The following is a 26,986-nucleotide window of genomic DNA, read 5'->3' on the forward strand; positions in this document are numbered from 1 at the left end:
ACCGGTGGTGTATAAAAATCCTGAGACCACCCCAAAACAACTGTGGGAGCGAGCCTGCTCGCGATGGCGTCAGGTCAGTCAATTCATCACCAACTGACACTCCGCTATCGCGAGCAAGCTCGCTCCCACAAGGGAACCGGTGCTGTACAAAAATCCTGAGACCAGCCCAAAACAACTGTGGGAGCGAGCCTGCTCGCGATGGCGTCGGGTCAGTCAATTCATCACCAACTGACCCACCGCTATCGCGAGCAGGCTCGCTCCCACAAGGGAACCGGTGGTGTACAAAAATCCTGAGACCAGCCCGAAACAACTGTGGGAGCGAGCCTGCTCGCGATGGCGTCGGGTCAATCAAATCCTCGTCAACTGACACTCCGCTATCGCGAGCAGGCTCGCTCCCACAAGGCGATCTGTGGTGTACGCAATCCCACGGCCAGCCCAAAACAACTGTGGGAGCGAGCCTGCTCGCGATGGCGTCGGGTCAGTCAATTCATCACCAACTGACCCACCGCTATCGCGAGCAAGCTCGCTCCCACAAGCGAACCGGTGGTGTACAAAAATCCCGAGACCAGCCCAAAACAACTGTGGGAGCGAGCCTGCTCGCGATGGCGTCAGGTCAGTCAATTCATCACCAACTGACACTCCGCTATCGCGAGCAGGCTCGCTCCCACAAGGGAACCGGTGGTGTACAAAAATCCCGAGACCAGCCCGAAACAACTGTGGGAGCGAGCCTGCTCGCGATGGCGTCAGGTCAGTCAATTCATCACCAACTGACACTCCGCTATCGCGAGCAAGCTCGCTCCCACAAGGGAACCGGTGGTGTACAAAAATCCTGAGACCAGCCCAAAACAACTGTGGGAGCGAGCCTGCTCGCGATGGCGTCAGGTCAGTCATTTCATCACCAACTGACACTCCGCTATCGCGAGCAGGCTCGCTCCCACAAGGGAACCGGTGGTGTACAAAAATCCTGAGACCAGCCCGAAACAACTGTGGGAGCGAGCCTGCTCGCGATGGCGTCGGGTCAGTCAATTCATCACCAACTGACACTCCGCTATCGCGAGCAGGCTCGCTCCCACAAGCGAACCGGTGGTGTACAAAAATCCTGAGACCACCCCAAAACAACTGTGGGAGCGAGCCTGCTCGCGATGGCGTCGGGTCAGTCAATTCATCACCAACTGACCCACCGCTATCGCGAGCAAGCTCGCTCCCACAAGCGAACCGGTGGTGTACAAAAATCCTGAGGCCAACCCAAAACAACTGTGGAAGCGAGCCTGCTCGCGATGGCGTCAGGTCAGTCAATTCATCACCAACTGACACTCCGCTATCGCGAGCAGGCTCGCTCCCACAAGGGAACCGGTGGTGTACAAAAATCCTGAGACCAGCCCGAAACAACTGTGGGAGCGAGCCTGCTCGCGATGGCGTCGGGTCAGTCAATTCATCACCAACTGACCCACCGCTATCGCGAGCAAGCTCGCTCCCACAAGGGAACCGGTGGTGTACAAAAATCCTGAGACCAGCCCAAAACAACTGTGGGAGCGAGCCTGCTCGCGATGGTGTCGGGTCAGTCAATTCATCACCAACTGACACTCCGCTATCGCGAGCAGGCTCGCTCCCACAAGCGAACCGGTGGTGTACAAAAATCCTGAGACCAGCCCAAAACAACTGTGGGAGCGAGCCTGCTCGCGATAGCGTCGGGTCAGTCAATTCCTCACCAACTGACCCACCGCTATCGCGAGCAGGCTCGCTCCCACAAGGGAACCGGTGGTGTACAGAAAGTCCTGAGGCCAGCCCAAAACAACTGTGGGAGCGAGCCTGCTCGCGATGGCGTCGGGTCAGTCAATTCATCATTAACTGACCCACCGCCATCGCGAGCAGGCTTGCTCCCACAAGGGATGGGCCTCAGTTCAACAGCACTTGGGCCCGGCCTTGCCGCCGTAACGGGCCTCTTGGCGCTCTCGGAAGAACGCCTCGTAGTCCATCAGCGGCTTGTCCGGGTGCTTGGTTTGCATGTGCTCGACGTAGTTGTCGTAGTCGGGCATGCCGACCATCAGGCGGGCGGCCTGACCGAGGTATTTACCGAGGCGACTCAAGTCATTGAACATCGTTGCAATCCTCTATCAAGCGTCCGGCAGGGCCTGGAATGGCGCTTCTTTGTCCGTGCGCTCTTTCGTGCCCCAGGCGGCGATGCCGACCTTGAGCGCGTAGAACAGGATGCTGAAGACCACGAACAGGAACAATACCGTCAGCGTTGCGTTGGTGTAGGCGTTGAACACCACGTGCTGCATCTGCTCGATGCTCTTGGCCGGGGCCAGGATCTGGCCGGCGGCCAGGGCATCGTTGTATTTGCGCGCCAGGGCCAGGAAGCCGATCGCCGGGTTGGCGTCGAACAGCTTGATCAGGCCCGCGGTGGTGGTGCAGATCAGCAGCCAGCTCGCCGGCAGCAGCGTGACCCAGACGTAGCGCTGGCGCTTCATCTTGATCAGTACCACGGTGGCGAGCATCAGGGCGATACCGGCCAGCATCTGGTTGGAGATGCCGAACAGCGGCCACAAGGTGTTGATGCCGCCCAGCGGATCGATCACGCCCTGATACAGCAAATAACCCCACAGCGCGACGCAGCCGGCGGTGGCGATCAGGTTGGCGGTCCAGGATTCGGTTCGCTTGAGGGCCGGCACGAACGAGCCGAGCAGATCCTGCAGCATGAACCGCCCGGCACGGGTGCCGGCGTCCACCGCGGTGAGGATGAACAGCGCTTCGAACAGGATCGCGAAGTGATACCAGAAGGCCATGGTGTTCTCACCCGGCAGCACCGAGTGCAGGATCTGCGCGATACCGACCGCCAGGGTCGGCGCACCGCCGGCACGGGCCAGGATGGTGGTTTCACCGATGTCCTTGGCCACCGCTTGCAGCGCGTCGGGGGTGATTGCAAAGCCCCAACTGCTGACGGTCTGGGCCACGGCCACCACGTCAGTGCCGACGATCGCCGCCGGGCTGTTCATGGCGAAGTACACGCCCGGCTCGATCACCGAGGCGGCAACCATCGCCATGATGGCCACGAAGGACTCCATCAGCATGCCGCCGTAACCGATGTAGCGGGCGTTGGTTTCGTTATCCAGCAGCTTGGGCGTGGTGCCCGAGGAGATCAGCGCATGGAAGCCCGAGACCGCGCCGCAGGCGATGGTGATGAACAGGAACGGGAACAAGCCGCCCTTCCACACCGGCCCGGTGCCGTCGGTGAACTGAGTCAGCGCGGGCATTTTCAGTTCGGGCATGGTGACCAGGATGCCGATCGCCAGGGCGACGATGGTGCCGATCTTGAGGAAGGTCGACAGGTAGTCCCGTGGCGCCAGGATCAGCCACACCGGCAGGACCGCCGCGACAAAACCGTAGCCGATCAGCATCCAGGTGATCTGGATTCCGGTGAAGGTGAAGGCCTTGGCCCAGACCGGATCGGCGGCGATCTGCCCGCCCAGCCAGATCGAACCCAACAGCAACAGCACGCCGATGATCGAGATCTCGCCGATGCGGCCCGGGCGGATGTAGCGCATGTAGATGCCCATGAACATCGCGATCGGGATGGTCGCCATCACCGTGAAGATGCCCCACGGGCTCTCGGCCAGGGCCTTGACCACGATCAGCGCCAGCACCGCGAGGATGATGATCATGATCAGGAAGCAGCCGAACAGCGCGATGGTGCCGGGAATGCGGCCCATTTCCTCGCGCACCATGTCGCCCAGGGAGCGACCGTTGCGGCGGGTGGACAGGAACAGGACCATGAAGTCCTGCACCGCACCGGCCAGCACCACGCCGGCGATCAGCCAGAGCGTGCCGGGCAGGTAGCCCATCTGCGCGGCCAGCACCGGCCCGACCAGCGGCCCCGCGCCGGCAATGGCCGCGAAGTGGTGGCCGAACAGGATGTGCTTGTTGGTCGGGACGTAGTCCAGGCCATCGTTGTTGAGCACGGCAGGCGTGGCCCGGCGCGCATCGAGTTGCATCACGTTGTTGGCGATGAAGAGGCTGTAGTAGCGATAGGCGACCAGGTAAATGGCCACGGCTGCGACGACGATCCAGAGGGCGTTGATCGGCTCTCCGCGGCGCAAGGCCACGACACTCAGCGCACAAGCTCCCAGAACAGCCACGGCAAACCAGGCGAGGTGTTTAACCAGACGGGTTGTCATTGCGTGTCTCCTGCCGATATCCAATGGATTGCGGCGATTGTTTTTATAGTGTGCCCCGGCTATTCGGAGCCGGCCCAATATCCCTGCATGCCGTCAATAAATAAATCCGTAGTACTACGTAGAACCTCGATTCCCTTGTGGGAGCGAGCCTGCTCGCGAAAGCGGCGTGTCAGTTAATGATGATTTGACTGCCCCATCGCCTTCGCGAGCAGGCTCGCTCCCACAGGTCTTATGCCGCGCGCACAGGTTTGGCATATGATGCCGCCATTCGCCTCCCCGCCGCGCCCGGACTGGAGTAAAGATGCTGCTCAAACACAAAATCGTTGCTCTCGGGATCCTGCCGCTGGTCCTGGCGATTGCTGTCATCGGTGCCTTGGTCATCTCGCTCAACCGCCAGTTGGGTGATCAACAGGCGCAACTGATCGAAGACAGCATCCTGGCGAGCAAGCGCGCCGAATTGAAGAACTATGTCGAGATGGCGCAGAGCCTGATCGCGCCGCTGTATGACAACGGCCAGGGCGACGCGCGGGCACAGCAGCAGGTACTGGAAGAGCTGCGCAAGCTCAGCTTCGGTATCAACGGATATTTCTTCGTGTACGACCGCCAGGGTCGCAGCCTGATGCACGCCCGGCAGTCGGAACTGGTCGGGCAATACCTTTGGGACATGAAAGATCCCCAGGGCCTGCCCGTCATCCAGGCGTTGCTCAAGAGCGCCGAATCGGGTGAAGGCTTCCAGCGTTATGCCTGGAACAAGCCTTCCTCCGGCCAGGTGACCGACAAACTGGCCTATGTCGTGATGCTCGATCGCTGGGGCTGGATGCTCGGCACCGGGATTTACCTGGAGGACGTGGAGCGTGCCACCCAACAAGCCCGCGCCGAAGTGGCCCAAGGCATCCACACCACGATGCAGGCAATCGCCGCCATTGCACTGATCGCAGTGCTACTGGTGTTCGCCGGCGGCATTACCCTCAACGTCAGCGAGCATCGCCTGGCCGACAAGAAACTGCAGCGCTTGAACCAGCGCATTGTCAGCTTGCAAGAGGAAGAGCGCTCCCGGGTATCCCGTGAATTGCATGACGGCATCAGCCAACTGTTGGTGTCGATCAAGTTCCAGTTCGAGCTGGCCAGCCACGTCATCGAGAACGGCCAGGAAAATGGAGTGGGCATCTTGAAAAACGCCACGGACCGACTGGGTGAAGCCATCGGTGAAATCCGTAGCATCTCCCACGACCTGCGCTCGTCTTTGCTCGACACCCTGGGCCTGCCTGCCGCCATCGGCCAGCTTGCGGCCGAATTCGAGCAACGCAGCGGCCTGGAAGTGTCCTACCGAAGCAACGAATTCGACTGTCGCCTGGAAAACGGCGCACCGGTCTCGCTGTTTCGCATCGCCCAGGAAGCGCTGACCAACATCGAGCGTCACGCCGGGGCGAAGCGTGTCGCCATCACCCTGTTCGGCTCCGGCCAGTCCTTGCGCCTGACCGTTGTGGATGACGGGATGGGCTTCAACGTTCCACAGGTCGAGCGCGGCCATACGGGCATCGGCTTGCGTAATATCCGCGAACGGGTCGAGCATTTCGGCGGGCGGCTGGACATGACATCGGTGCCAGGACGAAGCGAACTGGATATCCTCTTGCCCATGACCATGCCCACCACGGAAAGCTGATGCGCCTTGAATTCAACAAGAGCCCTTGTCGATGACCCTGTCTCCAGCCATACGCGTCGCCCTGGTCGACGATCATTCCCTGGTCCGGGACGGCATCCGCGCCCTGCTGTCCGTCATGCCCCGGCTGGATGTGGTTGGCGAAGCGGAGAATGGTGTACAGGCCATCGAAATGGTCGAACGCTGCCAGCCGGATCTCCTGTTGATGGACATCGGCCTCAAGGACATGAACGGCCTTGAGCTGACCCGGCTGCTGGGCAGGCAGCACCCAGGCTTGAAGATCCTGATCCTGAGCATGTATGACAATCATGAGTACGTCAGCGAATCGGTGCGCGCCGGCGCCAGCGGCTATGTCCTGAAGAACTCGCCGTCGAAGGAAATCATCGCCGCCATCGAGGCCATCATCAACGGCGGCACCTTCTACAGCGCCGAGATCGCCCAGCGCCTCGCCACCGACCCGCACACCGACAGCGAGCTGACGCCGCGCGAGACCCAGGTGCTGAAGAAAATGGTCCAGGGCTTCAACAACAAGGAAATGGCCCGCGAGCTGGACATCAGCGTCCGCACCGTCGAAACCCACCGCCTGAGCATTCGCCGAAAGCTCAACATCGACAAGCCCGCGGCCCTGGTGAAATACGCGATCGACCACGGGATCATTCCGCGCTGATGTAGTAACCAGGATGTTCAAGATCATCCAACAACCCCGGCCCGCTCGGCACCCAACCCAACAAACCGCGGGTGTACTCACTGGACACCGCCATGTTCGCGCCCGCCATGTGAGCGAACCAGCCAAAATGCTCGCGCTCTCGGGACTCGACCGGCACTCCCAGGCCACGTCCTATCGCCTGGGCAATGTCCTTGAAGGGTACAGCTTCGTCGGTGACGGCGTGGTAGACGGACTGGGTCACGCCCTGCTCAAGCGCCAATCGATAGACCCGTGCCGCATCCAGTCGATGCACGCCCGACCAGCAATGGTTACCGTCGCCGAGATAAGCCGATACGCCCTGCTCACGGGCCAGACGAATCAGGATCGGTACGAATCCATAGTCGCCGACGCCATGGACCGATGGCGCCAACCGAACCGTCGCCACGCGCACACCACGCTCGGTCAGATCCCTAGCCGTGGCTTCGGTCTTGCGAGGCGAGGCCGGGCTGACCACTTCCAGCTCACTGGCGCCCCGGGTCAATCCGAACAAGCCCGAGGTCACCAATAGCGGTCGCTCGGAGCCTTGCAACGCGCCGCCCAGTGCCATAATCGCGCGACGGTCTTGCTCGGCATTTTCGGCAAATCGTGAAAAATCATGATTAAAAGCGGTGTGAATAACCGCATCCGCCGCCGACGCTGCATGATGCAGGACATCCAGATCATCCAACGTCCCTTGAATTACTCTCGCGCCGGTGGCGGCGAGCGCGGCAACCTTTTCTTCGCAACGGGCCAGGCCGGTGACTTGATGCCCGGCGCCGAGCAAATCCTGCACCACGGCCGACCCAACCCAGCCCGTGGCACCGGTAACGAATACGCGCATGAGCAACGCTCCTGTCTGGAAAAGCGAGATAGAAAGTCTTCTATAACCTGAACAAGGCTCAGGATTTGTATTGAACTTGTATTTCCCGACTTCGGAGCAACATCAAGGCCACCCCGAACGACAACGCAACCGCAACAGCACCACCCAGGTAAACCGCCTCGATGCCCCAACCACTGGCCAGCACACCAGCCAGCGGGCTGGTCATGCCCAGGGAAATATCCAGGAAGGCAACATAGGCGCCCATGGCGAGGCCACGTGACTGCGGCGGAGCACGCCGCACTGCTTCCACGCCAAAACCGGGAAACGCCAGGGAATAACCGAAGCCGGTAAACGCGGCGCCGAGATAGGCGATGAATGCCGTATCGGCGCCCCAGATGAGCAGCAGCCCAACGGCCTCGATCACGACGCAGACCAATGCGACACGCGCGCCACCGATCTTGTCCGGAAGATGCCCGAACAACAGCCGCGCGCCGATGAAGGCCAGACCGAACGCCGTGAACGCGAGCGAAGCGTTGCCCCAATCCCTGGCCGCGAATAACAAGGCAATGAACGCTGTCACGACACCAAAGCCGACGCTGCAAAACGCCAGGCCCATGCCGGGAACCCATACCGCGCCGAACATCTTGTAGAACGGTGTGCGCCGGGTCGCCGTAGGGGCTACGCCGCGGACGCCGGCGACAACCGCCAAGGCCAACAGCGCAATAAACGCCGACGCCACAACGATGCCCATGAATCCCCAAGCCGAATCGAGCGCCACGCCAAGCGGGGCGCCCAGGGCGAACGCGCCATACATGGCAATGCCATTCCAGGCCATGACCTTGCCGGCATGCTGCCCCCCTACAAGACCGATGCCCCACCCCAACGCCCCGGTGACGATCAGGCTTTCACCGATCGCCAGCAGCACGCGACCGCCTACTAACAGCCAGACCGACAACACCGGCGTAGCGACGAACGCCAGGGACAGCAGATAGACCAAAGCGGAAACCGCCGCCGTCACCAGCCCGACCATGACCGCGCGCTTGCCGCCGCGCAGGTCGGCGAAATTGCCGGCCCAGGATCGCGACAGCAGCGCCGCGGCGAACTGTGCACCCACTACCAGGCCAATCACCAACGTGCCCATCCCCAGCGTGTCGTGCAAATGAAGCGGCAAAACTGGCAGTTGCATGCCGATGGTGAGAAAGCCAATGAACACGGTCAACGTGAGCGGCAACAACTTGAATACCGGATTGGTATCGACGGCTGCCGGGGGCGCCACAGAGGCACCCGGATGAATATTTTCTTGAGTCATAACCCTACCCATGGAAAGGGACGCGAAGTGAAGTTGAATGCCGCTTGCGCAGCCGCCTAGAATGCGATCAATTAGTCGCATTCAAGATACGAATAATCCGTCGTATTTCCTATTCGCATTCCTTTTCCAAGGCCGATGCCGCCATGTCCGATCGCCCAAGCCCGCAGATTTCCTCACGCAAGCAGCCAAAACAGGCACGGTCCACCGAGCTTGTGGCGGCAGTCCTGGAAGCGGCTGTTCAGGTTTTGGCGAGTCAGGGCGCCCAACGCTTCACCGTTGCCCGCGTTGCCGAGCGAGCGGGTGTGAGCGTCGGATCGGTGTATCAGTACTTTCCGAACAAGGCAGCGATCCTGTTTCGGCTGCAAAGTGATGAATGGCGGCAGACCAGCGATATGTTGCGAGACATTCTGGAAGATCCCTCCACACCGCCCCTCTCGCGGTTACGAACCCTTGTGCAGGCGTTCATCCAGTCCGAGTGCGACGAAGCGCAGATTCGCGTCGCGCTCAACGACGCTGCGCCACTTTATCGGGATGCGCCTGAGCACCAGGCGGCACGTACTTCAGTGCAGGCATCGGTGGATGCGTTCATGCAGCAAGTGCTGCCGGACGCGAGTATGCAAACCCGCGCCCTGGCCGGTGAGCTGATCATCGCCACCCTCAGCTCCGTGGGGAAACGGTTTTCGGCAACGCCTCGCGTTCGGCAAGAAGTCCAGAGCTATGCCGATGCCATGGCAGATATGTTCTGCGCCTACCTGAAAAACCTCCAGGCGTGCGAGAGCACGGCAGGCTGAGCATTCGCGTCGACGTTCCAGTGACAGCCCGCCGGCAGTTTTACTACACTCCCCCGTCTTGTCCCCTTCCCTTGCGAGGCGTCCCATCCCATGAAAATCATAACAAGCACGATGACGCTCTTTGGCCTGTTGGCATTCTGCGGCAGCGCCCTGGCCGAACCAACGGCTTCGCATCTGGACAAAGTGATCCAGCAAGGTGAACTGCGCGTGTGCACCACCGGCGACTACAAGCCCTACACCTACAAGGCCGAATCGGGGGAATACGAAGGCATCGACATCGACATGGCCCGCTCGCTGGCCGCCAGCCTGGGCGTCAAGGCGCAATGGGTCCAGACCACTTGGAAAACGTTGATGCCCGACATGCTGGCGGGCAAGTGCGACATCGGGATGGGCGGGATTTCGGTGACCCTGGAACGACAGAAGAAAGCCTATTTCAGCAACACCCTGGACGTGGATGGCAAGATCCCGCTGGTGCGTTGCGAAGACCAGTCGCGCTACCAGACCATCGAGCAGATGAACCAGCCTTCGGTGCGCCTCGTCGAGCCGGCCGGTGGCACCAACGAAGCCTTCGTGCGGGCATTCCTGCCCAAGGGCCAGCTCGCCTTCCATGACAACGTGACGATCTTCCAGGAGCTGTTGGACAAACGCGCCGACGTCATGATCACCGATGCCTCGGAAGCGCTCTACCAGCAGAAACTCAAGCCGGGCCTGTGCGCCGTCAACCCGACCCGCTACCTGCAATATGGCGAGAAAGCCTATCTGCTGCCCCGTGACGACAACACCTGGAAGATGTACGTCGACCAGTGGTTGCATCTGAGCAAGGCCAACGGCAGCTATCAGAAAGTCATCGGGCAGTGGCTGGCCGTGCCTCAAGCTCAATAACGAACCGGTGGCCGTACACGCTCCCAGGTTTGTGTGCGGCGCCATGGTCTGGCATGTTGGGCCTTCAAACAGAACTGTCACGAGGCCCCATGCAGATCGAATTACTGGAAATCAGTGAGCACCTTCATCGTTTTCCGCCATTCGATGCCCTTCCTCAGGAGACCCTGGAGGAAATTGCCCGGCGCGTCGAAGTCGCGTATTTCAAGGCCTCAAGCCCGATCCTGGAAGCAGGTGCGGCCATTCATGACCTGCACTACGTACGCAGCGGCGCGGTCGAGATCTATCGGCGAAGCGGCGAACTGTACAACCGGCTGGTCGAGGGCGATATCTTTGGCCAGGCGGGCTTGCTGCGCAGCAACCGGGTGCGCTTCCCGGCCAAGGCCTTGGAAGACAGCCTGATCTATTTCATTCCGGCGGATGTATTCGCCCAGTTATGCGAGCGGCACGACAGTTTCGCCGACTTTGTCGAAGCCGAGGGGCATTCCAGGCTCAAGTCAGCCGTCGAGGCCCAAGGCCGTGCGAGCGAGCTGATCCAGCTCAAGTCCCGTGCATTGATTTCCCGGGATCTGGTCTGGGTTACGCCGCAAACCAGCGTCCGGGAAGCCGCACAGTTGATGACCGAACGAAGCGTTTCCTGTGTCGTGGTCCTTGAGCCAGCCGGGAAACACCCCGAGCAGATGCTCGGCATCGTGACCGACCGGGACCTGCGCACCCGCGTTGTGGCCGCCAACCGCAGCGGCGAAACCACCATCGGCGAAGTGATGTCGATCGACCCGGTGGCCATCCAGGCCGATGACTCGTTGTTCGAGGCGATGCTGTGCATGCTCAGGAGCAACATCCATCACCTTCCGGTGATGCACAAGGGCCGCACGCTGGGCTTGATCAATCTGTCGGACATCATCCGACACGAGTCTCAGAGCAGCCTGTACCTGGTAAACAGTATTTCCAACCAGACCAGTGTCGAGGGTCTTCGCTCATTGCTGCGCGACCTACGCGGGACCTACATTCGCATGGTCCGCGACGGCGCGACCGCCCACATGATCGGCAGCGCCATCTCGGGCATTGGTCGTGCCTTCACCCAGCGCCTGCTTGAACTGGCCGAACGCGAACTGGGACCACCACCGGTTCCGTATTGCTTCATGGTGCTGGGCTCGATGGCCCGTGACGAACAATTGCTTGTCACCGACCAGGACAACGCCCTGGTGCTGGACGATCGTTTCGACCCAGCGCTGCATGACGATTACTTTCGCAAGCTGGCTGCGTTCGTCAGCGACGGGCTCGCCCAATGCGGCTACAGCTACTGCAAGGGCGGGATCATGGCGACCAACGTCCAGTGGCGCCAGCCATTGCGAGTGTGGCGTGGCTATTTCAGCCAGTGGATCGAGAAACCGAACGCCGCCACCCTGCTCAACAGCTGCATCTTTTTTGACTTGGACGGGGTCTATGGCGCGCTGGACATGGTCGAATCGCTCAAGACGCTTTGCGCGCAGAAGTCCAGGGATACTCCGGCTTTCCTGGCGGCGATGGCGCGCAACGCATTGAATCGCACGCCGCCCCTGGGTTTCTTTCGCACATTTGTCATGGAAACGGATGGGGAACAAAAACAGATCATCAACCTCAAGGGCCGTGGCACGGCGCCCCTCACCGACCTGATCCGCATCCACGCGCTGGCGTGTGGCACCACGGCGCAAAATTCATTCGATCGGCTCGATGCCATCGGCCAAACGCAATGGGTACCACCCGAGGCCATCGAGCATCTGCGCTACGCATTGGAGTTCCTGTCGATGGTGCGCATAAGGCACCAGGTCGATGCCATCGAACAGGGTCGCAAACCGGATAATTACATCGAGCCCGAGCGCTTCTCAACCGCTGAGCGGCACAACCTCAAGGAAGCCTTCCAGGTGTTGAGCAATGCCCAGAAATTCCTGCGTTTCCGCTATCCCGGTCACGCCCGGCCATCCCGATGAACGCCCCACGAGTAGCGACCGAACGGACGATGCCGGACTGGGCGGCGCGCTTCGAACAACTGGCGCGACAAGCACGCCATCCCCTGCTGCAGCGTTTCTACCAGACAGGGGTGATCGACGGCCAGACCGCGTTGGAACAAGTGGAACTGCTGGCCATGGACTTGGAAACCACTGGTTTGAACGCCCGCAGCGACAGCATCGTCAGCATTGGCCTGATGCCTTTCACCCTCAAGCGAATACGTTGCGGCGAAGCCATGTACTGGGTCATCAAACCTTCCACGCTGACCCATGAGTCGGTGACATTCCATCGCATTACCCATGCCGACATCCGTCATGCCCCTCGATTCCCCGACATCATGGACAACCTGCTGGAAGCATTGGCGGGGCGAATCATGGTGGTGCATTACCGGGCCATCGAGCGCGACTTTCTGGACGAGGCGTTTCGGCGTCACCTTGGAGAGGGCCTGCAGTTTCCGGTCATTGATACGATGCAGCTGGAGGCATGGCGGGTCAGGGGTCGTCGCCGTTGGCTGGACCGGCTGTTGCGGCGGCCACCGGCCTCCATCCGGCTGGCCGATACGCGTCTGCGTTATCGACTGCCCACCTATCACGCCCACCATGCATTGACCGATGCACTGGCCACGGCCGAGCTGTTGCAAGCGCAGGTAGCCACCCATTACAGCCCGTCCGTGGCGGTCGGGCAGCTCTGGGATTGAACGCTGGGGCGCGCCTCGCCCCAGCCAATCTTCAGGCGATCAGGATCGCGGTTCTGACATCAATCCCTTCACCAGGGAAATACAGCCCAGCAGCAGAACGATGGCAAAGGGAAGCCCGGTCGAAACCGCCATGGCCTGCAAGGCGACCAGCCCCCCACCCAACAGCAGCGCAATCGCGATCACGCCCTCGATGACCGCCCAGAAAACCCGTTGGGGCACAGGCGCATCGACCTTGCCGCCGGCCGTGATGGTGTCGATTACCAGCGAGCCGGAGTCCGACGAAGTGATGAAGAACACGATCACCAGCACGATGCCCAGCAACGAGGAAATTTCCTTGAGGGGCAGCGCCTCCAGCATCGCGAACAGCTTGAGTTCCAACACTGCATCCTTTACCCCACTCAATCCCTGCAAGGTGGCCTGGTCGATGGCCGTCCCGCCAAAAGTGGTCATCCATAGCACCGACACCAGCGAAGGCACCAGCAAGACAGAAATCAGAAATTCCCGGACGGTCCGGCCCCGGCTGACCCGCGCAATGAACATGCCTACAAAGGGCGACCAGCTGATCCACCAGGCCCAGTAGAACGCTGTCCAGCCCTGGGTGAACTCGGCGTCCGTACGGCCGAAAGGATTGGACAATGCGGGCAGGTATTCAGCGTAGGTCACCACGTTCTTGAAGAAGCCGGTAAGAATGGCCAAGGTGGGACCGACGACGATGATGAAGAGCAGCAACAGGAGCGCCAGGCCCATATTAATTTCCGAGAGCAGCTTGACGCCCTTCTCCAGCCCGGCCAGAACCGACCACAGGGCAATCAGCGTGATACCGATGATCAGTACCACTTTGCTGACGTTGGACGATGGAATGCCGAACAGATGTTCAATCCCCGCCGCGGCCTGCTCGGCACCGATGCCCAGCGAGGTCGCCAGCCCGAACAGCGTCGCGAACACCGCCAGGATATCGATGATATGCCCTGGCCAGCCCCAGACGCGCTCCCCCAGCAACGGATAGAAAATCGAGCGAATCGACAGCGGCAAGCCTTTGTTGAACGAGAACAGGGCCAAGGACAACGCCACGATGGCGTAGATGGCCCAGGGATGCAGACCCCAGTGAAAAATCGTCGCAGCCATCGCCAGGTCCGCAGCGCCTTTCATATCGCCCGCTGCGCCATCGAGGGGGGCCCAGTCCGTGCGTACCCCGCTGGGATCGAGCGTCACGCCCCCCATCGCGGCGGCATAATGCGACATGGGCTCCGCTACGCCGTAGAACATGAGCCCGATGCCCATCCCGGCGGCGAACAACATGGAGAACCAACCCACATAGGTATGATCGGGCGTGGCATCGCGACCGCCCAATCGCACCTTGCCCAGTGGCGAAACGATCAACGCCAGGCACAACAGAACGAAAATATTGCCTGCGCTCATGAAGAACCAGGCCAGGTGCCGGGTCAGCCATCCGCGCATGGCGCTGAAAAGCGGCTCGACTTCATTTTGCAGCGCCAGCGTCACGATGACGAACAACAAAACGGTGGCGGCAGAGATGAGGAAAACCTTGCCATGGATGTCCAGGGAGAAAGAAAACTCACCGCGGAAATTGTCCTGTCCGATGACGTAGTCTGTTTCGATGAGATTTGCCTCGCCGCTAGGGGCAGGTATCCCCTCCGTACCGGGCGTCTGGGATTTTCCTGATAGATCGTCTACAGGATCTTTACCCACGTGAACCTCCTTTGATTATGCAACACGCACGCGCGCGTGATGGTCTGAAAAGCCCCGCTGTTCCAAGTGAAAACGAGAGTAAGTGCCATAGCCTAACAAGTCTGGAGGCATGCCTGTGACATCGACCGGCCATGACTGTTCCACAAACGACATCAGGTTGGGCCTACGAGACGCCGCCACCGTACTGGTTGCGCATCGAAGTCATCCGCCCCAGGCAAAACGAAGGGCGCCGGGACAGTGTCCGGGCGCCCTTCGTATGGACCGTCCGTGGGGGTGCTTCAACTCACTGCGCGGCACGCACCTTGTTGATTTCGTCGTACATCATTTTCACCAGATCCCCGTCCAACGACTTGGCGAACTTGTCGACGACTGGCTTCACGCGCTCGCGAAAGCGGTCTTTCTCGGCCGGGGTGATTTCATTGACGGTCATCGCACCGGCCAGCGTCGCCTTGGCTTTTTCCATGCTCGTCTCGGTGACTTCACGCTGGAAGGTCTGCGCCTCGGCTGCGGCTGCGCGAATCATTGCCTTTTCGTCGTCGTTGAGGCGGTTCCAGGTTTTCTGGCTGATGATCAACGACTGCGGGTTGAAGATGTGGCCGGTGACGGAAAGATATTTCTGCACCTCGTAGAACTTGTTGCCCTCGATCACCGTGAACGGGTTTTCCTGGCCGTCGATGGTGTGCTGCTCAAGGCCCGTGTACACCTCGGGGAACGCCATCGGCACCGGGTTGGCGCCCAGGGCTGAGAAGGTTTCCAGGTAGATCGGTGACTGGATGACGCGCAGCTTCAAGCCCTGCAGGTCTTCGAGCTTGGTCACCGGGTGCTTGCTGTTGGTCAGGTTACGGAACCCCAGGTCCCAATAACCCAGCCCTACCAGCCCCTTGCTGTCCAGCTGTGCCGCCAGTTTCTGCCCGACCGGCCCATCGATGACGGCATGGGCCTCCTTGACGTCGTTGAACAGGAAGGGGAAATCGAGCATGGCGTAATCCGGTGCCTGGGCGGCCAGGATGCCGGAGTTGAGCACGGTGATGTCCAAGGTGCCGCCCTGCAATGCCGACACCGTTTGCACGTCGCCGCCCAGGGTTCCGCCAGGGAACAGGCGGACCTTTATCTTGCCGCCGCTCTTTTCACTGAGCAGGTCGGCGAACTTCTGCGCGCCCTGGCCCTGGGGATGTTCCTTGACGTTCTGGAACGCGAATCGCAAGGTCCGCTCACGGATCTCGTCCGCGTGGCTGGCCACGCCGGTCAGCAGCAAGCCCGTCGCGCACGCCCCGGCCAGCAAGGTTTTCATCAGTTTTCCCATGTCACTCTCCGATCGTTATTGTTTTTAAAGGTCGAGCCAGCGAGCACCGGTGTCAGCCGGTGAAGAATTTCAACGGTCCCAGTACCAGTTGCGGAAACAGCACCAACAGCAACAGCACCACAAATTGCGCAATCATGAACGGCCAGACCCCCCGGACTATTTCCTCGAACTCCAGCTTCGCCACGCTGCAGACCACGTTCAGCACCGTGCCCACGGGCGGCGTGATCAACCCAATCGCAGTGTTGATCAGAAACAGCACGCCGAAATACACCGGGTCGATCCCCGCCTGGATCACCGCTGGCATCAATACCGGCGTCAGGATGAGGATGGTCGGGGTCATGTCCATCACCGTACCGACCAGGATGATCAACGCCATCATCACCAGCAGCAGGAGCGTCTGGTTGTCCATGAACGGCGCGAGCAGTTCCGCCAGCTGGCCCGGCAGGTCGGCGATGGTCACCAGCCACGATGAAACCATGGCCGCTGCCACCAGCAGCATCACCACCGAGGTGGTCCTGGCCGAAGACAGGATCACTTCGTACAGCTGGCTGATCTTCATCTCCCGGTAGATCACCAGGGACACGAACAGCGAATAGACTGCCGCGACCACTGCTGCCTCCGTTGGCGTGAAGATGCCGAACTTGAGGCCCAGGATGATGATCAACGGCAAGCCCATCGCCCAACTGCCATCGAGCAACGTGCGTAGTACCTCGGCTCGGGAACGCTTGGGCGCCGTCTCGACGTTCTCGCGCCGGGAGATCAACCACCAGGCGATGGCCAGCCCGACGCCGAGCATCAGCCCCGGCACGATACCGGCCAGGAACAGCTTGGAAATCGACACGCCGGACGCCACGCCAAAAACGATGAAGCCGATGCTGGGCGGAATCACTGGCGCAATGGTGCTGCCGGCGGCGATCAGCCCGGCCGAACGTCCCCGGTTGTGCCCCGCCAACACCATCATCGGCACCAGCAACGCCGCCAACGCCGCCGCATCGGCCACCGCCGAACCGGAAAGCGAGGCCAGCAGGCAGGAGGCAATGATCGCGACGTAACCCAGGCCGCCGCGCTTATGCCCAACCAGCGCCATGGCAATGTTGACGATGCGCTTGGATAACCCGCCGACATTCATGACTTCGCCGGCCAGCATGAAGAACGGCACGGCCATCAGCGGAAAGCTGTCGGCGCCATTGAGCAAATTCTGCGCAATGATCTGCGCGTCGAACAAGTCCAGGTAAAACATCAACGCGACGCTGACCACCAGCAAGGCAAAGGCAATCGGGATACCCAACGCCATGCTGCCCAGCAGCGACCCGAGGAAAATAGCCAACGTCATGGGCGGGTACTCTTGAGGGTGTCAGGGTTGAGGCCGGCGGCTTCGCTTTCCTCGACTGACAAAGGATCGTCATCCCGCAGTTTGCCGAACAGTGTCAGGTACAGTTCGTACAGCAGGATCGCCGTGGCGCTGACCCCGAACACCAGCCCGGCGGCGTAGAACAGCGCCATCGAAAGGCCCGAAGCCGGCGCGACCACGTTGAGGTTGATCACCGCCTGCTGCCAACTGCCGCTGACGATCAGTCCGCAAATGTAGAGCATCAGCAGATGCCCGATGACCAGGCAGGCACGCTTGCCTGCTGGCGGCAAGCGCTTGACCAGGCTGTTCATGCCCAGGTGCGCGCGGTCCTTGAGCGCCACGAGGGCACCTAGAAAAATCATCCAGACGAAGAACCAGCGCGACAGTTCCTCCGACACACTGATGCCGGAGTTGAAGGCATAGCGCAGCACTACATTGCCGAACACCAGCACGATCATCGCGACCATGCACAGCACGATCAGCAACTTGAGCAGCTTGAAATACAGATCGACGACTTTTGTCATCTTGAACACCTCCAGGTTGATCCAGACACCGGCCGTGTAGCCGGCGACAGGGCGAGCGCTATCGGATCGACGCTGGAATATTCCGGAAAGCACCGCAAAGGGAGGTACGCAATGAGGACAAGTTCGGTTGACGGGCACGCATGAGGGGATCCTCTGTTTTTATTATGGCCTCGCCTGGACATGGCAAGGCTGGGTGACCGCTAAAATGTACTACCCAGTTAATCCGGTCAATAACCTTGCTTGACCGGTTGACCGATCCAGGCGGAACTACCGTGCGATTATCGGTCACCGTTGCGAGGCGCCCCGCAGCCTCCCGGTTGGGCGAGGGATTTTCCGAAGGCGTTTTGTATCGGTCTGTATAGGAGCAGCCGATTGATACGAATCCGCCGATTTCGGTCCTTTGCGGCACACATCCTCGATACACCCGGGCGCTTAACTGCACACACCGGACAGCAGCACACACCCGCTGCACTGGCCCACTCAATCAAGCGCAAGGAGAACTACCATGATCAACTTCTCGAAACTCTCGTCCCTGGCAATCGCCCTGACCCTGGTTGGCGGCGTCGGCCTATCGAACATCGCCGCGGCCAAAAGCGCACCGTCGTCTTACGAACAGGCTGCACATCAGTTGGCCGAAGGTGGATCGGATCGCCTGATCGAGAATCGCGTAGCCGAAGGCGGCTCCGATCGCCTGATCTAGAATCGCGTAGCCGAAGGCGGCTCCGATCGCCTGATCGAGAATCGCGTAGCCGAAGGCGGCTCCGATCGCCTGATCGAGAATCGCGTAGCCGAAGGCGGGGCTGATCGGTTGCAGGAGCTGCGTGAACGCAGCCCTGTCTGAGAGCGCTTTTCTGTGGCGAGGGGATTTATCCCCGCTGGGCTGCGCAGCAGCCCTAAAGCCTTCGCCTCTGTCTTACAGGCCCACCGAGCTGCCTGATTTGGGTCTGCTGCGCAGCCCAGCGGGGATAAATCCCCTCGCCACAAGAGCTTTCTGGCCTTCATGGGCTGGAACATCACCCATAAAAAAGCCCCGCATCTCTCGATGCGGGGCTTTTTATTCAACGGTGAATCAGTTGGCCGTCACGACCGCCTGACCACTCAGCGCCAGGTCCAGCAGCTCGCGGTTGGCCACCGCATACATGGCGTAGTCGGTGCCGCTGGCGGCACGGATGTCCACCAGCATGGCGCGCCAGCGCTCGACCATTTCACGATGCTGCTCGAGCCACAGCGCCAGGCGGGTTTCCACGTCCTGGCTACCGTCACCTTCCTGCAGGACCGAGATGGTGATCGCCCGTTGCTGCCAGTCGATGTCATCGCGGAACGCTTCACGGGCCAGGGCCTGCCAGTTGTTTTCAACCGGCAAGGCACTGATTTGCTGCAGGTACCAGGTGATGTCAAGCGCGCTGCCCACGGCGAAGTAAGCCTTGGCCACGTCGGCGGCGTTCTGGCCGGTGACGTCGGACGCCTCGATGATCGGCAACAAGGTGTACAGGTGCGTAGTACCGGCAACCATGCGCGCCAGCAGTTCCGGCACGCCGGCCGCCACGTAGGCCTGGTAGCGAGTCTGCCAACCTTCGCGGGTCGGGCCTTCCAACAGTTCGTCGAGCTTGAGGCCCAACGCCGCCAGGTGAGGACCGAAGTGAGCGACGTCACGGGCAGCGTTCTGCTCGTTGCGGCGGCTGCGCAGGAACCAACGCGTGGCGCGACGACCCAGGCGCATCAGCTCATCCATCAGCTCCAGCTGCACGTCGGCGGAAACCTGGTGGTCCAGGGCTTCGATCTGGCGGAACCAGTGTGGGAGATGGAAGATATCCCGCACGATCACATAAGCACCCGCCACGTTCGCCGGGCTCATGCCCGTCGACTCTTTCAACCGCTGGACGAAGGTGATGCCCATGTGGTTGACCAGGTCGTTGGCGATCTGGGTGCTGACAATCTCGCGCTTCAGGCGATGGCGACGCATGGCCTCGGAGAACTTGCTCACCAGCGTTGGCGGGAAAGCCGTCTCCATGTCACGGGTCAGGTAATCGTCGTCCGGCACCAGGGAGTTGAGCAGCGCTTCCTTGAGGTCGATCTTGCTGTAAGAGATCAGCACCGACAGTTCGGCACGGGTCAGGCCGTGGCCCGCCGCGACACGTTCGGCCAGTTGTTCTTCGGTCGGCAGGAACTCGATGGCGCGGTCCAGCTTGCCACGGGCTTCCAGGTCGTTCATCAAGCGCTTGTACTCGGCGATCCGCACGAAGGCGCGGCGTGCCGCCAGGGACAAGGCCTGGGTCTGCTTGTAGTTGTTGCCCAACACCAGGCCACCGACTTCGTCGGTCATGCTCGCCAGCAACTGGTTGCGCTGCTTGTCGGTCATGTCGCCGGCCTGCACCACTTCGTTGAGCAGGATCTTGATGTTCACTTCGTGGTCGGAGCAGTCCACGCCACCGGCGTTGTCGATGAAGTCGGTGTTGGTGGCGCCGCCATTGAGGCCGAACTCGACGCGACCCAGTTGGGTCATGCCCAGGTTACCGCCCTCGCCCACCACCTTGCAGCGCAATTCGTTGCCGTTCACGCGCAGTGCATCGTTGGCCTTGTCGCCGACATCGGCGTGGCTTTCGGTGCTGGCCTTGACGTAAGTGCCGATACCGCCGTTCCACAACAGGTCCACCGGCGCCTTGAGCAAGGCGTTCAGCAGTTCGGTCGGGGTCAGTTTGTCGGCCTTGATGTCGAAGCGCTCTTTCATCTGCGGCGAGATCGCGATGCTCTTCGCGCTGCGCGAGAAGATGCCGCCGCCCTCGGACATGATGCTGGTGTCGTAGTCGGTCCAGGCCGAACGCGGCAGCTCGAACAGACGCTTGCGTTCGGCAAAGCTGCTGGCAGGCTCTGGGTTCGGGTCGATGAAGATGTGCAGGTGGTTGAAAGCCGCGACCAGTTGCAGCTTGTCGGACATCAACAAGCCGTTGCCGAACACGTCGCCGGCCATGTCGCCGACGCCCACCACGGTGATGCTGTCTTGCTGGACGTTGATGCCGCGCTCGCGGAAGTGGCGCTGCACGCCGACCCACGCGCCCTTGGCGGTGATGCCCATTTTCTTGTGGTCGTAGCCGGCCGAACCGCCGGAGGCGAACGCATCGCCCAACCAGAAGCCGTAGTCGATGGCGATGCCGTTGGCGATGTCGGAGAAGGTTGCGGTGCCCTTGTCCGCCGCGACCACCAGGTACGGGTCATCGTCGTCATGCCGCACAACGTTGGCCGGCGGTACCAGCGCGCCGTCCTTCAGGTTGTCGGTGATGTCCAACAGGCCCGAAATGAAGATGCGGTAGCAGGCGATGCCCTCGGCCGCGATCTCGTCCCGGCTGCCGCCCAATGGCAGGCGACGCGGCAGGAAACCGCCCTTGGCGCCCACCGGCACGATCACCGAGTTCTTCACTTGCTGGGCTTTTACCAGGCCCAGCACTTCGGTGCGGTAGTCTTCTTCACGATCCGACCAGCGCAGACCGCCACGGGCAACGTTGCCGAAGCGCAGGTGCACGCCTTCGACCCGTGGCGAGTAGACGAAGATTTCGAACTTCGGCACCGGCTTCGGCAGTTCCGGAATCAGGTGCGGGTTGAACTTGAAGCTGAAGTACGACTTGTTCTGGCCGTTGGCGTCGGTCTGGTAGAAGTTGGTCCGCAAGGTGGCCTTGATCAGGTCCAGATAGCGACGCAGGATGCGGTCTTCGTTGAGTACCTGCACCTCGTCCAGGGCCGAGAGGATCGCTTGCTCCAGACGCAGTTGCTTGTCTTCCAGGTCGTCGCCGCTGAGCTTGCGCGCCAGGTAGAAACGGGTCTTGAACAACCGGGTCAATTCGCGAGCGATGTCGGTGTGGTTATTCAGGGTACTGGCGATGTAGCCGAGGTCGAAGCCCAGGCGGATCTGTTTCAGGTAGCGGGCGTAGGCACGTAGCAACGCCACGTCGCGCCATGGCAGGCCGGCGGTCAGCACCAGGCGGTTGAACGCATCGTTCTCGGCATCACCACGCACGATGTGGACGAACGCGTCCTGCAAGGTGTCGTTGAGTTGCTGGATGTCGAGGTCCAGGCCTTCGGCGGCGGTGAAGGCGAAATCATGGATCCAGAACTCGCGGCCATTGGTGTGGCGCAGGCGGTACGGGAACTCGCCCAGCACGCGCAGGCCGAGGTTTTCCAGGATCGGCAGCACGTCGGACAACGCCAACGGCGTGTCGGCGTGATACAGCTTGCAATGCAGCTCACGCTGGCCGGAGACCTGGCCCAACGGTTGGTAGAAGCTCATCACCAGCGGGTTGGTTTCACTCAGGCTCAGCAGGTGTTGCATGTCCACCACGGCGGAGTGCGCGGCAAAGCGCTCGCGGTAGCCGGCCGGGAAGCCTTTCGGGAAATCCGACAGCACGTTGGTGCCCTGGGCTTCGCCGAAGCTCTCGATGACCAGGCTGGCGTAGTCGTCCTTCCAACTGCGGCAGGCCTGCACGACTTCTTTTTCCAGCAGCAGCGGGTCGATGTCGATGCGGTTCTTCGGATCGACGCGCAGGATTAACTGCACACGGGCCAACACGGATTCGGAGAAGAAGGTCCAGAACTCGCAGTCCGAGGCTTTCAGGCGATCCATCAGCACTTGCTGGATCTTCTGGCGAACTTCGGTGGAGTAGATGTCACGGGGCACGTAGGCCAGGCAGTAGCAGAAACGGCCGTACGGGTCCTTGCGCAGGAAAACGCGAATCTTGTTGCGTTCCTGGATCTGCACGATCGACATGACGGTGCTGAACAGCTCGTCCACCGGGGTCTGGAACAGGTCGTCGCGGGGCAGCACTTCAACCACCTGGGCCAGTTCCTTGCCCAGGTGCGCCTTGGCCTGGAAGCCCGAGCGACGTTCGATTTCTTCGACCTTGCGGCGGATGTACGGAATGACCCGCACGCTCTCGCCATACACCGAGGAGGTGTAAAGGCCCATGAAGCGGCATTCCTTGACGACCTTGCCGTTGGCGTCGATCTCGCGGATCGATACGTAGTCCGGGTAGGCCGGACGGTGTACGCGGCTCGGGTGCGCGGCCTTGGCGAACGACAGCAGGGTCGGTTCGCGCAGGTAGTTGACGGCGTAGTCTTCGATGCGCAGGTCTTCGGCGGTCAGGCCGGCGCGCAGCAATTTGGTCAGGCCGAGGAAGGACTCGGGGTCGTACTCGATGTGACCGCCATCGGCTTCGTCGCGAACCACGAACTCTTCATAGCCCAGGAACGTGAAGTGGTTACCCACCAACCATTCCAGGAAGCTCTTGATCTCGGCCTTTTCGTCGGCGTCGGTGGCGTAGGCGCTGTTGTCCAGGCTCGCGAGGATTTCCTGCACCTTGGCTTTCATCGGCTCGAAATCAGCCACGGCGACGCGCACTTCGCCCAGCACCTGCTCAAGCTCCTTGCTCAGGACGTTGAGTTCGGCGGCGTTGGCGCAGCGGTCGATTTCCAGGTACATCAGCGACTCTTGCAGCACGTCGTCGCCCTGGGTGCCCTTCGGCAGGATCTCCAGCAACTCGCCCTTGCTGCCGCGACGCACGCTCAGGACGGTGGTTTGCAGGGTATGGATGCTGTAGCCGCGACGGTTCAGCTCGGTGCGGACCGAATCCACCAGGAACGGCAGGTCATGGTGCAGCACTTCGACGGCGGTGTGGGTCGATTGCCAGCCGTGGCGTTCGTAATCGGGGTTATAGACGCGCACCTGCGGTTGCGCGTGGTCGAAGCGCTCAAGCAGGCGCCAAGCGGACAGGGTGCAGCCGGCGAGGTCGGACAACCGGCGCTGGGTGAGTTCATCGAGGGAAATGATGCCGAAAAATTGTTCAGCGAACAGCGCCACTTGTGGCAGTGCCTGTTCACTGATGTGCTGCGCCAGTGCCGCTTGCAGTTGATGCTGGAAGTCGGCTTTGCTGGCTGCGGTGAAGAACGCCATCTGTGGTACTCCGCTTGGGCTTGTTATTGATGAAAGCGTCGCGTGCAGCCCCTTTCGGGGCCGTCGGCCATCCCGTTCCTGATTCTCGGGCAGAGGAAACAGGATGACAGGTGGGTGAAGCTGGACGCGACCCGCGGGTCACATCCTTTTCTCACCTAATTGCAACGTAATGACCACCTGCAAAAAACACTCCGCGATGCTCTTTGCAGGTACACATCCGTTGCGCAGCTTAACGAGTGCGACAACGTGCCTGCTTGCAGCGCTGCGACATATTCGGTCATCGGCTAGCTCCCCCGCTCGCCAGGCATCGAACAACCCTAGGCTGTGTATGAAATGTGCGCGAGCACATTTCATACAGACCCTAGCAGTCCCAGGGCCAAACGGCACCCTGCGGTGGTAATCCAGCAGAAATTCGCCGGGACTGGCAGAATCCCGTTTTTGCCCCCGCAAGGCTCATCGGAGCCAGGAGCCTTCCCATGCAAATGACCACCGCCCTGCTGATCGCCAACCCATGCGATGACGAAGAAGACAACATGGCCATGCTCTGCTGCCACAGCGCCCAGGGCGAAATGTTCCTGATGACGCGCTATCCGGACGAAGACGAACTGGAGATAACCCTGGACGGCGAGCCCTCGACGCTGGACGGCGTCAAGGTCATCCTCAGCCCGACCCTGCTGAAAATCGAAATCGCCGCGACGGACGCCGATGCGCTCAATGGCGATGATGTGCTGGAAATAACCTTCGATCCCAAGGTGACGGACGTGGCGGAAGTGGAGCTGACCTTGCAGAACATCCTCAGGGGCACGGGGACCTATATAAGCCAGCTCTGACGCCCAAGGCGACCGCACCTCTGTGGCGAGGGGATTTATCCCCGCTGGGCTGCGAAGCGGCCCCCAAACCAGGCAACTCGGTGCGCCAGGAGGATTGAGTTCACTGCTTTAGGGCTGCTTCGCAGCCCAACGGGGATAAATCCCCTCGCCACAAGATCAGTGCGTCAGCTGTTATTCGTCGTTCTGCACCAGATTGCCATCGGCGTCATAGACCAGGTACTCGTCAATGTTATTCCGATCCCTCACGTAATAACGGGCCTCGTTGCCGTTCTCCGGCACTTTCATGCTGGTGTACGAACCGAGTTCCTTGAACAGTTTGTTTTCCTGACTGATCAAGACCAACGAGGTACCCCCACCGGCCCGGATCGCCGCTGCATAACGGGTCTGAAACGCGTTGATCTGGTCGTAATCCAGCGGCACTCTCAACCGCCCCGCCAGGTCGATGGCACCGTAGCTGCCATCACGTCCCACCACCGCCATACCGTTGGAGAACGGCGTCACTTCGTCATAGGGCAACTTGATCGGTAGCCGCGCGCCCTGGCGATCGATAAAAGCGAACTTCCTGCTTTTGGTGTCCTGCACCAGCAGCGGCTGCTGCCCCGCGAACCGACCAATCACGTTGTAGCCCTGAAGGTTGATCCGTCTACCTTCCAGGTCGAAAACATCCTCACGACTCCTATCGGCGGAGCTGGCGTAGAGCAGACCCGCGCTGTGCTCGATGCCCGAGAATTGCGTCGGCAGGATCTCCTTGCCGTCCAGGGTATAAGCGCCGTACAGGCCTTCCATGAGATCAGTTCGCTTGCCAATACGGGCAATGAACAGGCTGTCCGTTACGGTGGGGTTGACGAATTTCATCGGCAACACGAACCGATGATGCCTGGCATCGTAGAGCCCATAAGGACCGTTGGTTTCACGCTCCACCAGCAGCAGGCCATCGCTCAGCGCCTCGGTGATGTGTTCGAACGGCAGGTCGACAAGCTTGTTGCTACCGGCGGGGAAATAGGCCAGCTGGCTGCGCAACGCCTGCCACTGCGACTCTGGGTCGCTGGGCTTCTCCGGAAAAAACAACGTGTAGGTATCGGCTACCTGGGTATCTTGTACCTGCACCCAACGGGGCTTGATCAGCCACTGGCCGGTCTGGTCGATGAAGCCATAGCGCTCGGCCTTGCGGTCCAAGGCGATGTACCGCGCCTGAGCTGCCAGGACGTTGTCGACCTGGGTGAACTCAACGGTGTAGTCCTCCATCGGGTCGAGCACATGGATGACGATACGTTGCGGGGTGGCTTCAAATCGATAGTCGACCTCGGTGTTTTTCAATGGCCCCGCCTGAGCGGCCAGCGCCTCGCTCAGGCGTTCCAACTGCTGTTGCACCGCCTGGCCGGTCTTGAGCTGCTTGAAGTCGTCCTTGGTCTGTAGCAGCGCGTTGTAATAGTCGTGCAACGCCGCGATGTCGCCATCGGAGGGGAACGCCCGGGAGCTGTTCCCGTTGCTGTAGAGCGCCCTGCCCTTATCGTCCAGCCCCTGCACCACGAAAGTCGATAGTTTCGGCGTACTCAAGCGCACGGAGGCGCTGCCATCACCCAGGGCCATGAGCTGGAAGGACTGGCCGTCCAGGGTCACTTTCGGCTGATCCTTATCCAGCACCACTTTCCGGAACGCGGGATAACTGCGGTAAGCGACCGTCAGACCCAGACTCGCCAGCGGTTTGTTCACCGCAAGTGCGAAGGCATCATGAGACGCGATCATGTCCTCGGACTCGACCTTGGGCGGCGCCTTGAACTCGGCGAAGGTTTTTTCGCTGCCATCGCGAAAAACCAAGCGCTGCGGCAGATACTGCTCGGCCGTCGGCTCATCCGGCATGGCGGCGCGCTTCCAGAGCGGATCAAGCGTGCTGGTATCGAGCCGCACCTCAGAACCATCGGCAAACAGCCTCTGGGCAAAACGCAGGCCTTGGATCGACGCCAATTCAGCTTTCAACTGCGCGCTGGTGTACGGAACAAACAGCGACTCGTATTGCAACGGCTGCTCGCCGGCAGGCTCGCTCGTCGAGTGGGTCAGGCTCAATTGCACGTCACTGAGCCGCTCCAGGGACCTGAGGGTTTCACCGGTATCCTGGATCAAGTAATTAAGGCGCTTCTGCACCTCGGACGGCGCCAGCGCGCTGATGTCCTCGATGCCCCCTTCATTCAGTTCTTCGGCGCCGAAACCTTCATCGACCGGCGCACCGCCGTGGCGAAGCCAATAGAAGGACGCACAACCCACCACCAACAGGGCCACACTCAGTATCGACAGCAATCTCAAACGAGGCTGGGTAAAGTTCATAGT

The 26,986-nt window shown here is 60.9% G+C and carries 17 protein-coding genes and 1 pseudogene; 8 read left to right on the forward strand and 10 right to left on the reverse strand.

Translation table 11 applies throughout. The annotated features are described in order from the left end of the window. Positions 1-1,901: 1,901 nt before the first annotated feature. Together J3P90_RS14520 and J3P90_RS14525 are read right to left on the reverse strand one after the other, a co-directional pair. Positions 1,902-2,099: a YbdD/YjiX family protein gene (locus J3P90_RS14520; RefSeq protein WP_072390895.1), complete on the reverse strand. Its 198-nt coding sequence runs from the start codon at positions 2,097-2,099 to the stop codon at positions 1,902-1,904. A 15-nt stretch (positions 2,100-2,114) separates the two neighbouring features. Next, entirely contained in the window at positions 2,115-4,175 is a 2,061-nt protein-coding gene (locus J3P90_RS14525; protein ID WP_045156376.1) for a carbon starvation CstA family protein, read from the reverse strand. A 301-nt stretch (positions 4,176-4,476) separates the two neighbouring features. Between J3P90_RS14525 and J3P90_RS14530 the strand changes: the two genes are divergently transcribed. Next, positions 4,477-5,838 carry a cache domain-containing protein gene (locus J3P90_RS14530; protein ID WP_434611177.1) on the forward strand — a complete coding sequence of 454 codons (1,362 nt, stop codon included), beginning with the start codon at positions 4,477-4,479 and terminating at the stop codon, positions 5,836-5,838. A 31-nt stretch (positions 5,839-5,869) separates the two neighbouring features. Further along, positions 5,870-6,502: a response regulator gene (locus tag J3P90_RS14535; RefSeq protein ID WP_434674937.1), complete on the forward strand. Its 633-nt coding sequence runs from the start codon at positions 5,870-5,872 to the stop codon at positions 6,500-6,502. On the opposite strand, the gene J3P90_RS14540 is transcribed toward J3P90_RS14535, so the two are convergent. Further along, on the reverse strand, positions 6,489-7,361 hold the full coding sequence (locus J3P90_RS14540) for an SDR family oxidoreductase (RefSeq protein WP_434674938.1): 873 nt from the start codon (positions 7,359-7,361) through the stop codon (positions 6,489-6,491). The genes J3P90_RS14535 and J3P90_RS14540 overlap by 14 nt on opposite strands. 58 nt (positions 7,362-7,419) lie before the next feature. Next, on the reverse strand, positions 7,420-8,649 hold the full coding sequence (locus tag J3P90_RS14545) for an arabinose transporter (RefSeq protein ID WP_434674939.1): 1,230 nt from the start codon (positions 8,647-8,649) through the stop codon (positions 7,420-7,422). A 143-nt stretch (positions 8,650-8,792) separates the two neighbouring features. Here J3P90_RS14545 and J3P90_RS14550 point away from each other — a divergent pair, with 143 nt between their 5' ends. The 4 genes from J3P90_RS14550 (at position 8,793) to J3P90_RS14565 (ending at position 13,005) form a co-directional block, all read left to right on the forward strand. Next, positions 8,793-9,440 (forward strand): TetR family transcriptional regulator, encoded by a 648-nt coding sequence (locus J3P90_RS14550; RefSeq protein ID WP_420766632.1) that lies wholly within the window; start codon positions 8,793-8,795, stop codon positions 9,438-9,440. Positions 9,441-9,530: 90 nt separating this feature from the next. Next, positions 9,531-10,322 (forward strand): transporter substrate-binding domain-containing protein, encoded by a 792-nt coding sequence (locus J3P90_RS14555; protein ID WP_434611168.1) that lies wholly within the window; start codon positions 9,531-9,533, stop codon positions 10,320-10,322. Positions 10,323-10,411: 89 nt separating this feature from the next. Continuing rightward, positions 10,412-12,289, forward strand: coding sequence for a DUF294 nucleotidyltransferase-like domain-containing protein (locus J3P90_RS14560; RefSeq protein ID WP_434563804.1), 1,878 nt, complete (start codon positions 10,412-10,414; stop codon positions 12,287-12,289). Continuing rightward, positions 12,286-13,005, forward strand: coding sequence for a 3'-5' exonuclease (locus J3P90_RS14565; protein ID WP_434674940.1), 720 nt, complete (start codon positions 12,286-12,288; stop codon positions 13,003-13,005). Before J3P90_RS14560 ends, J3P90_RS14565 begins: the two co-directional genes overlap by 4 nt. Positions 13,006-13,044: 39 nt before the next feature. Here the strand turns inward: J3P90_RS14565 and J3P90_RS14570 are convergent, their stop codons facing one another. From J3P90_RS14570 to J3P90_RS14585, 4 genes are all read right to left on the reverse strand, one after another. Continuing rightward, complete coding sequence (locus J3P90_RS14570) at positions 13,045-14,715, reverse strand: BCCT family transporter (protein WP_434611164.1); 1,671 nt, start codon at positions 14,713-14,715, stop codon at positions 13,045-13,047. Between the two features lie 283 nt (positions 14,716-14,998). Beyond that, positions 14,999-16,018, reverse strand: coding sequence for a TRAP transporter substrate-binding protein (locus J3P90_RS14575; protein ID WP_420766518.1), 1,020 nt, complete (start codon positions 16,016-16,018; stop codon positions 14,999-15,001). A 52-nt stretch (positions 16,019-16,070) separates the two neighbouring features. Then, positions 16,071-17,351 carry a TRAP transporter large permease subunit gene (locus J3P90_RS14580; protein ID WP_420766519.1) on the reverse strand — a complete coding sequence of 427 codons (1,281 nt, stop codon included), beginning with the start codon at positions 17,349-17,351 and terminating at the stop codon, positions 16,071-16,073. Further along, positions 17,348-17,893 (reverse strand): TRAP transporter small permease, encoded by a 546-nt coding sequence (locus tag J3P90_RS14585; RefSeq protein ID WP_434611162.1) that lies wholly within the window; start codon positions 17,891-17,893, stop codon positions 17,348-17,350. Before J3P90_RS14585 ends, J3P90_RS14580 begins: the two co-directional genes overlap by 4 nt. A gap of 505 nt (positions 17,894-18,398) precedes the next feature. Here J3P90_RS14585 and J3P90_RS14590 point away from each other — a divergent pair. Continuing rightward, positions 18,399-18,734, forward strand: a pseudogene (locus tag J3P90_RS14590) (hypothetical protein). A gap of 228 nt (positions 18,735-18,962) precedes the next feature. Here J3P90_RS14590 and J3P90_RS14595 read toward each other — a convergent pair. After that, positions 18,963-23,831, reverse strand: coding sequence for an NAD-glutamate dehydrogenase (locus tag J3P90_RS14595; RefSeq protein ID WP_420766522.1), 4,869 nt, complete (start codon positions 23,829-23,831; stop codon positions 18,963-18,965). 476 nt (positions 23,832-24,307) lie between these two features. Here J3P90_RS14595 and J3P90_RS14600 point away from each other — a divergent pair, with 476 nt between their 5' ends. Next, positions 24,308-24,661 (forward strand): hypothetical protein, encoded by a 354-nt coding sequence (locus J3P90_RS14600; protein ID WP_434611154.1) that lies wholly within the window; start codon positions 24,308-24,310, stop codon positions 24,659-24,661. A gap of 171 nt (positions 24,662-24,832) precedes the next feature. On the opposite strand, the gene J3P90_RS14605 is transcribed toward J3P90_RS14600, so the two are convergent. Next, positions 24,833-26,983 carry a WG repeat-containing protein gene (locus J3P90_RS14605; RefSeq protein ID WP_434674941.1) on the reverse strand — a complete coding sequence of 717 codons (2,151 nt, stop codon included), beginning with the start codon at positions 26,981-26,983 and terminating at the stop codon, positions 24,833-24,835. Positions 26,984-26,986: the final 3 nt, after the last annotated feature.

This window comes from Pseudomonas sp. D3-10, from assembly GCF_051132175.1.
Classification (GTDB): domain Bacteria; phylum Pseudomonadota; class Gammaproteobacteria; order Pseudomonadales; family Pseudomonadaceae; genus Aquipseudomonas.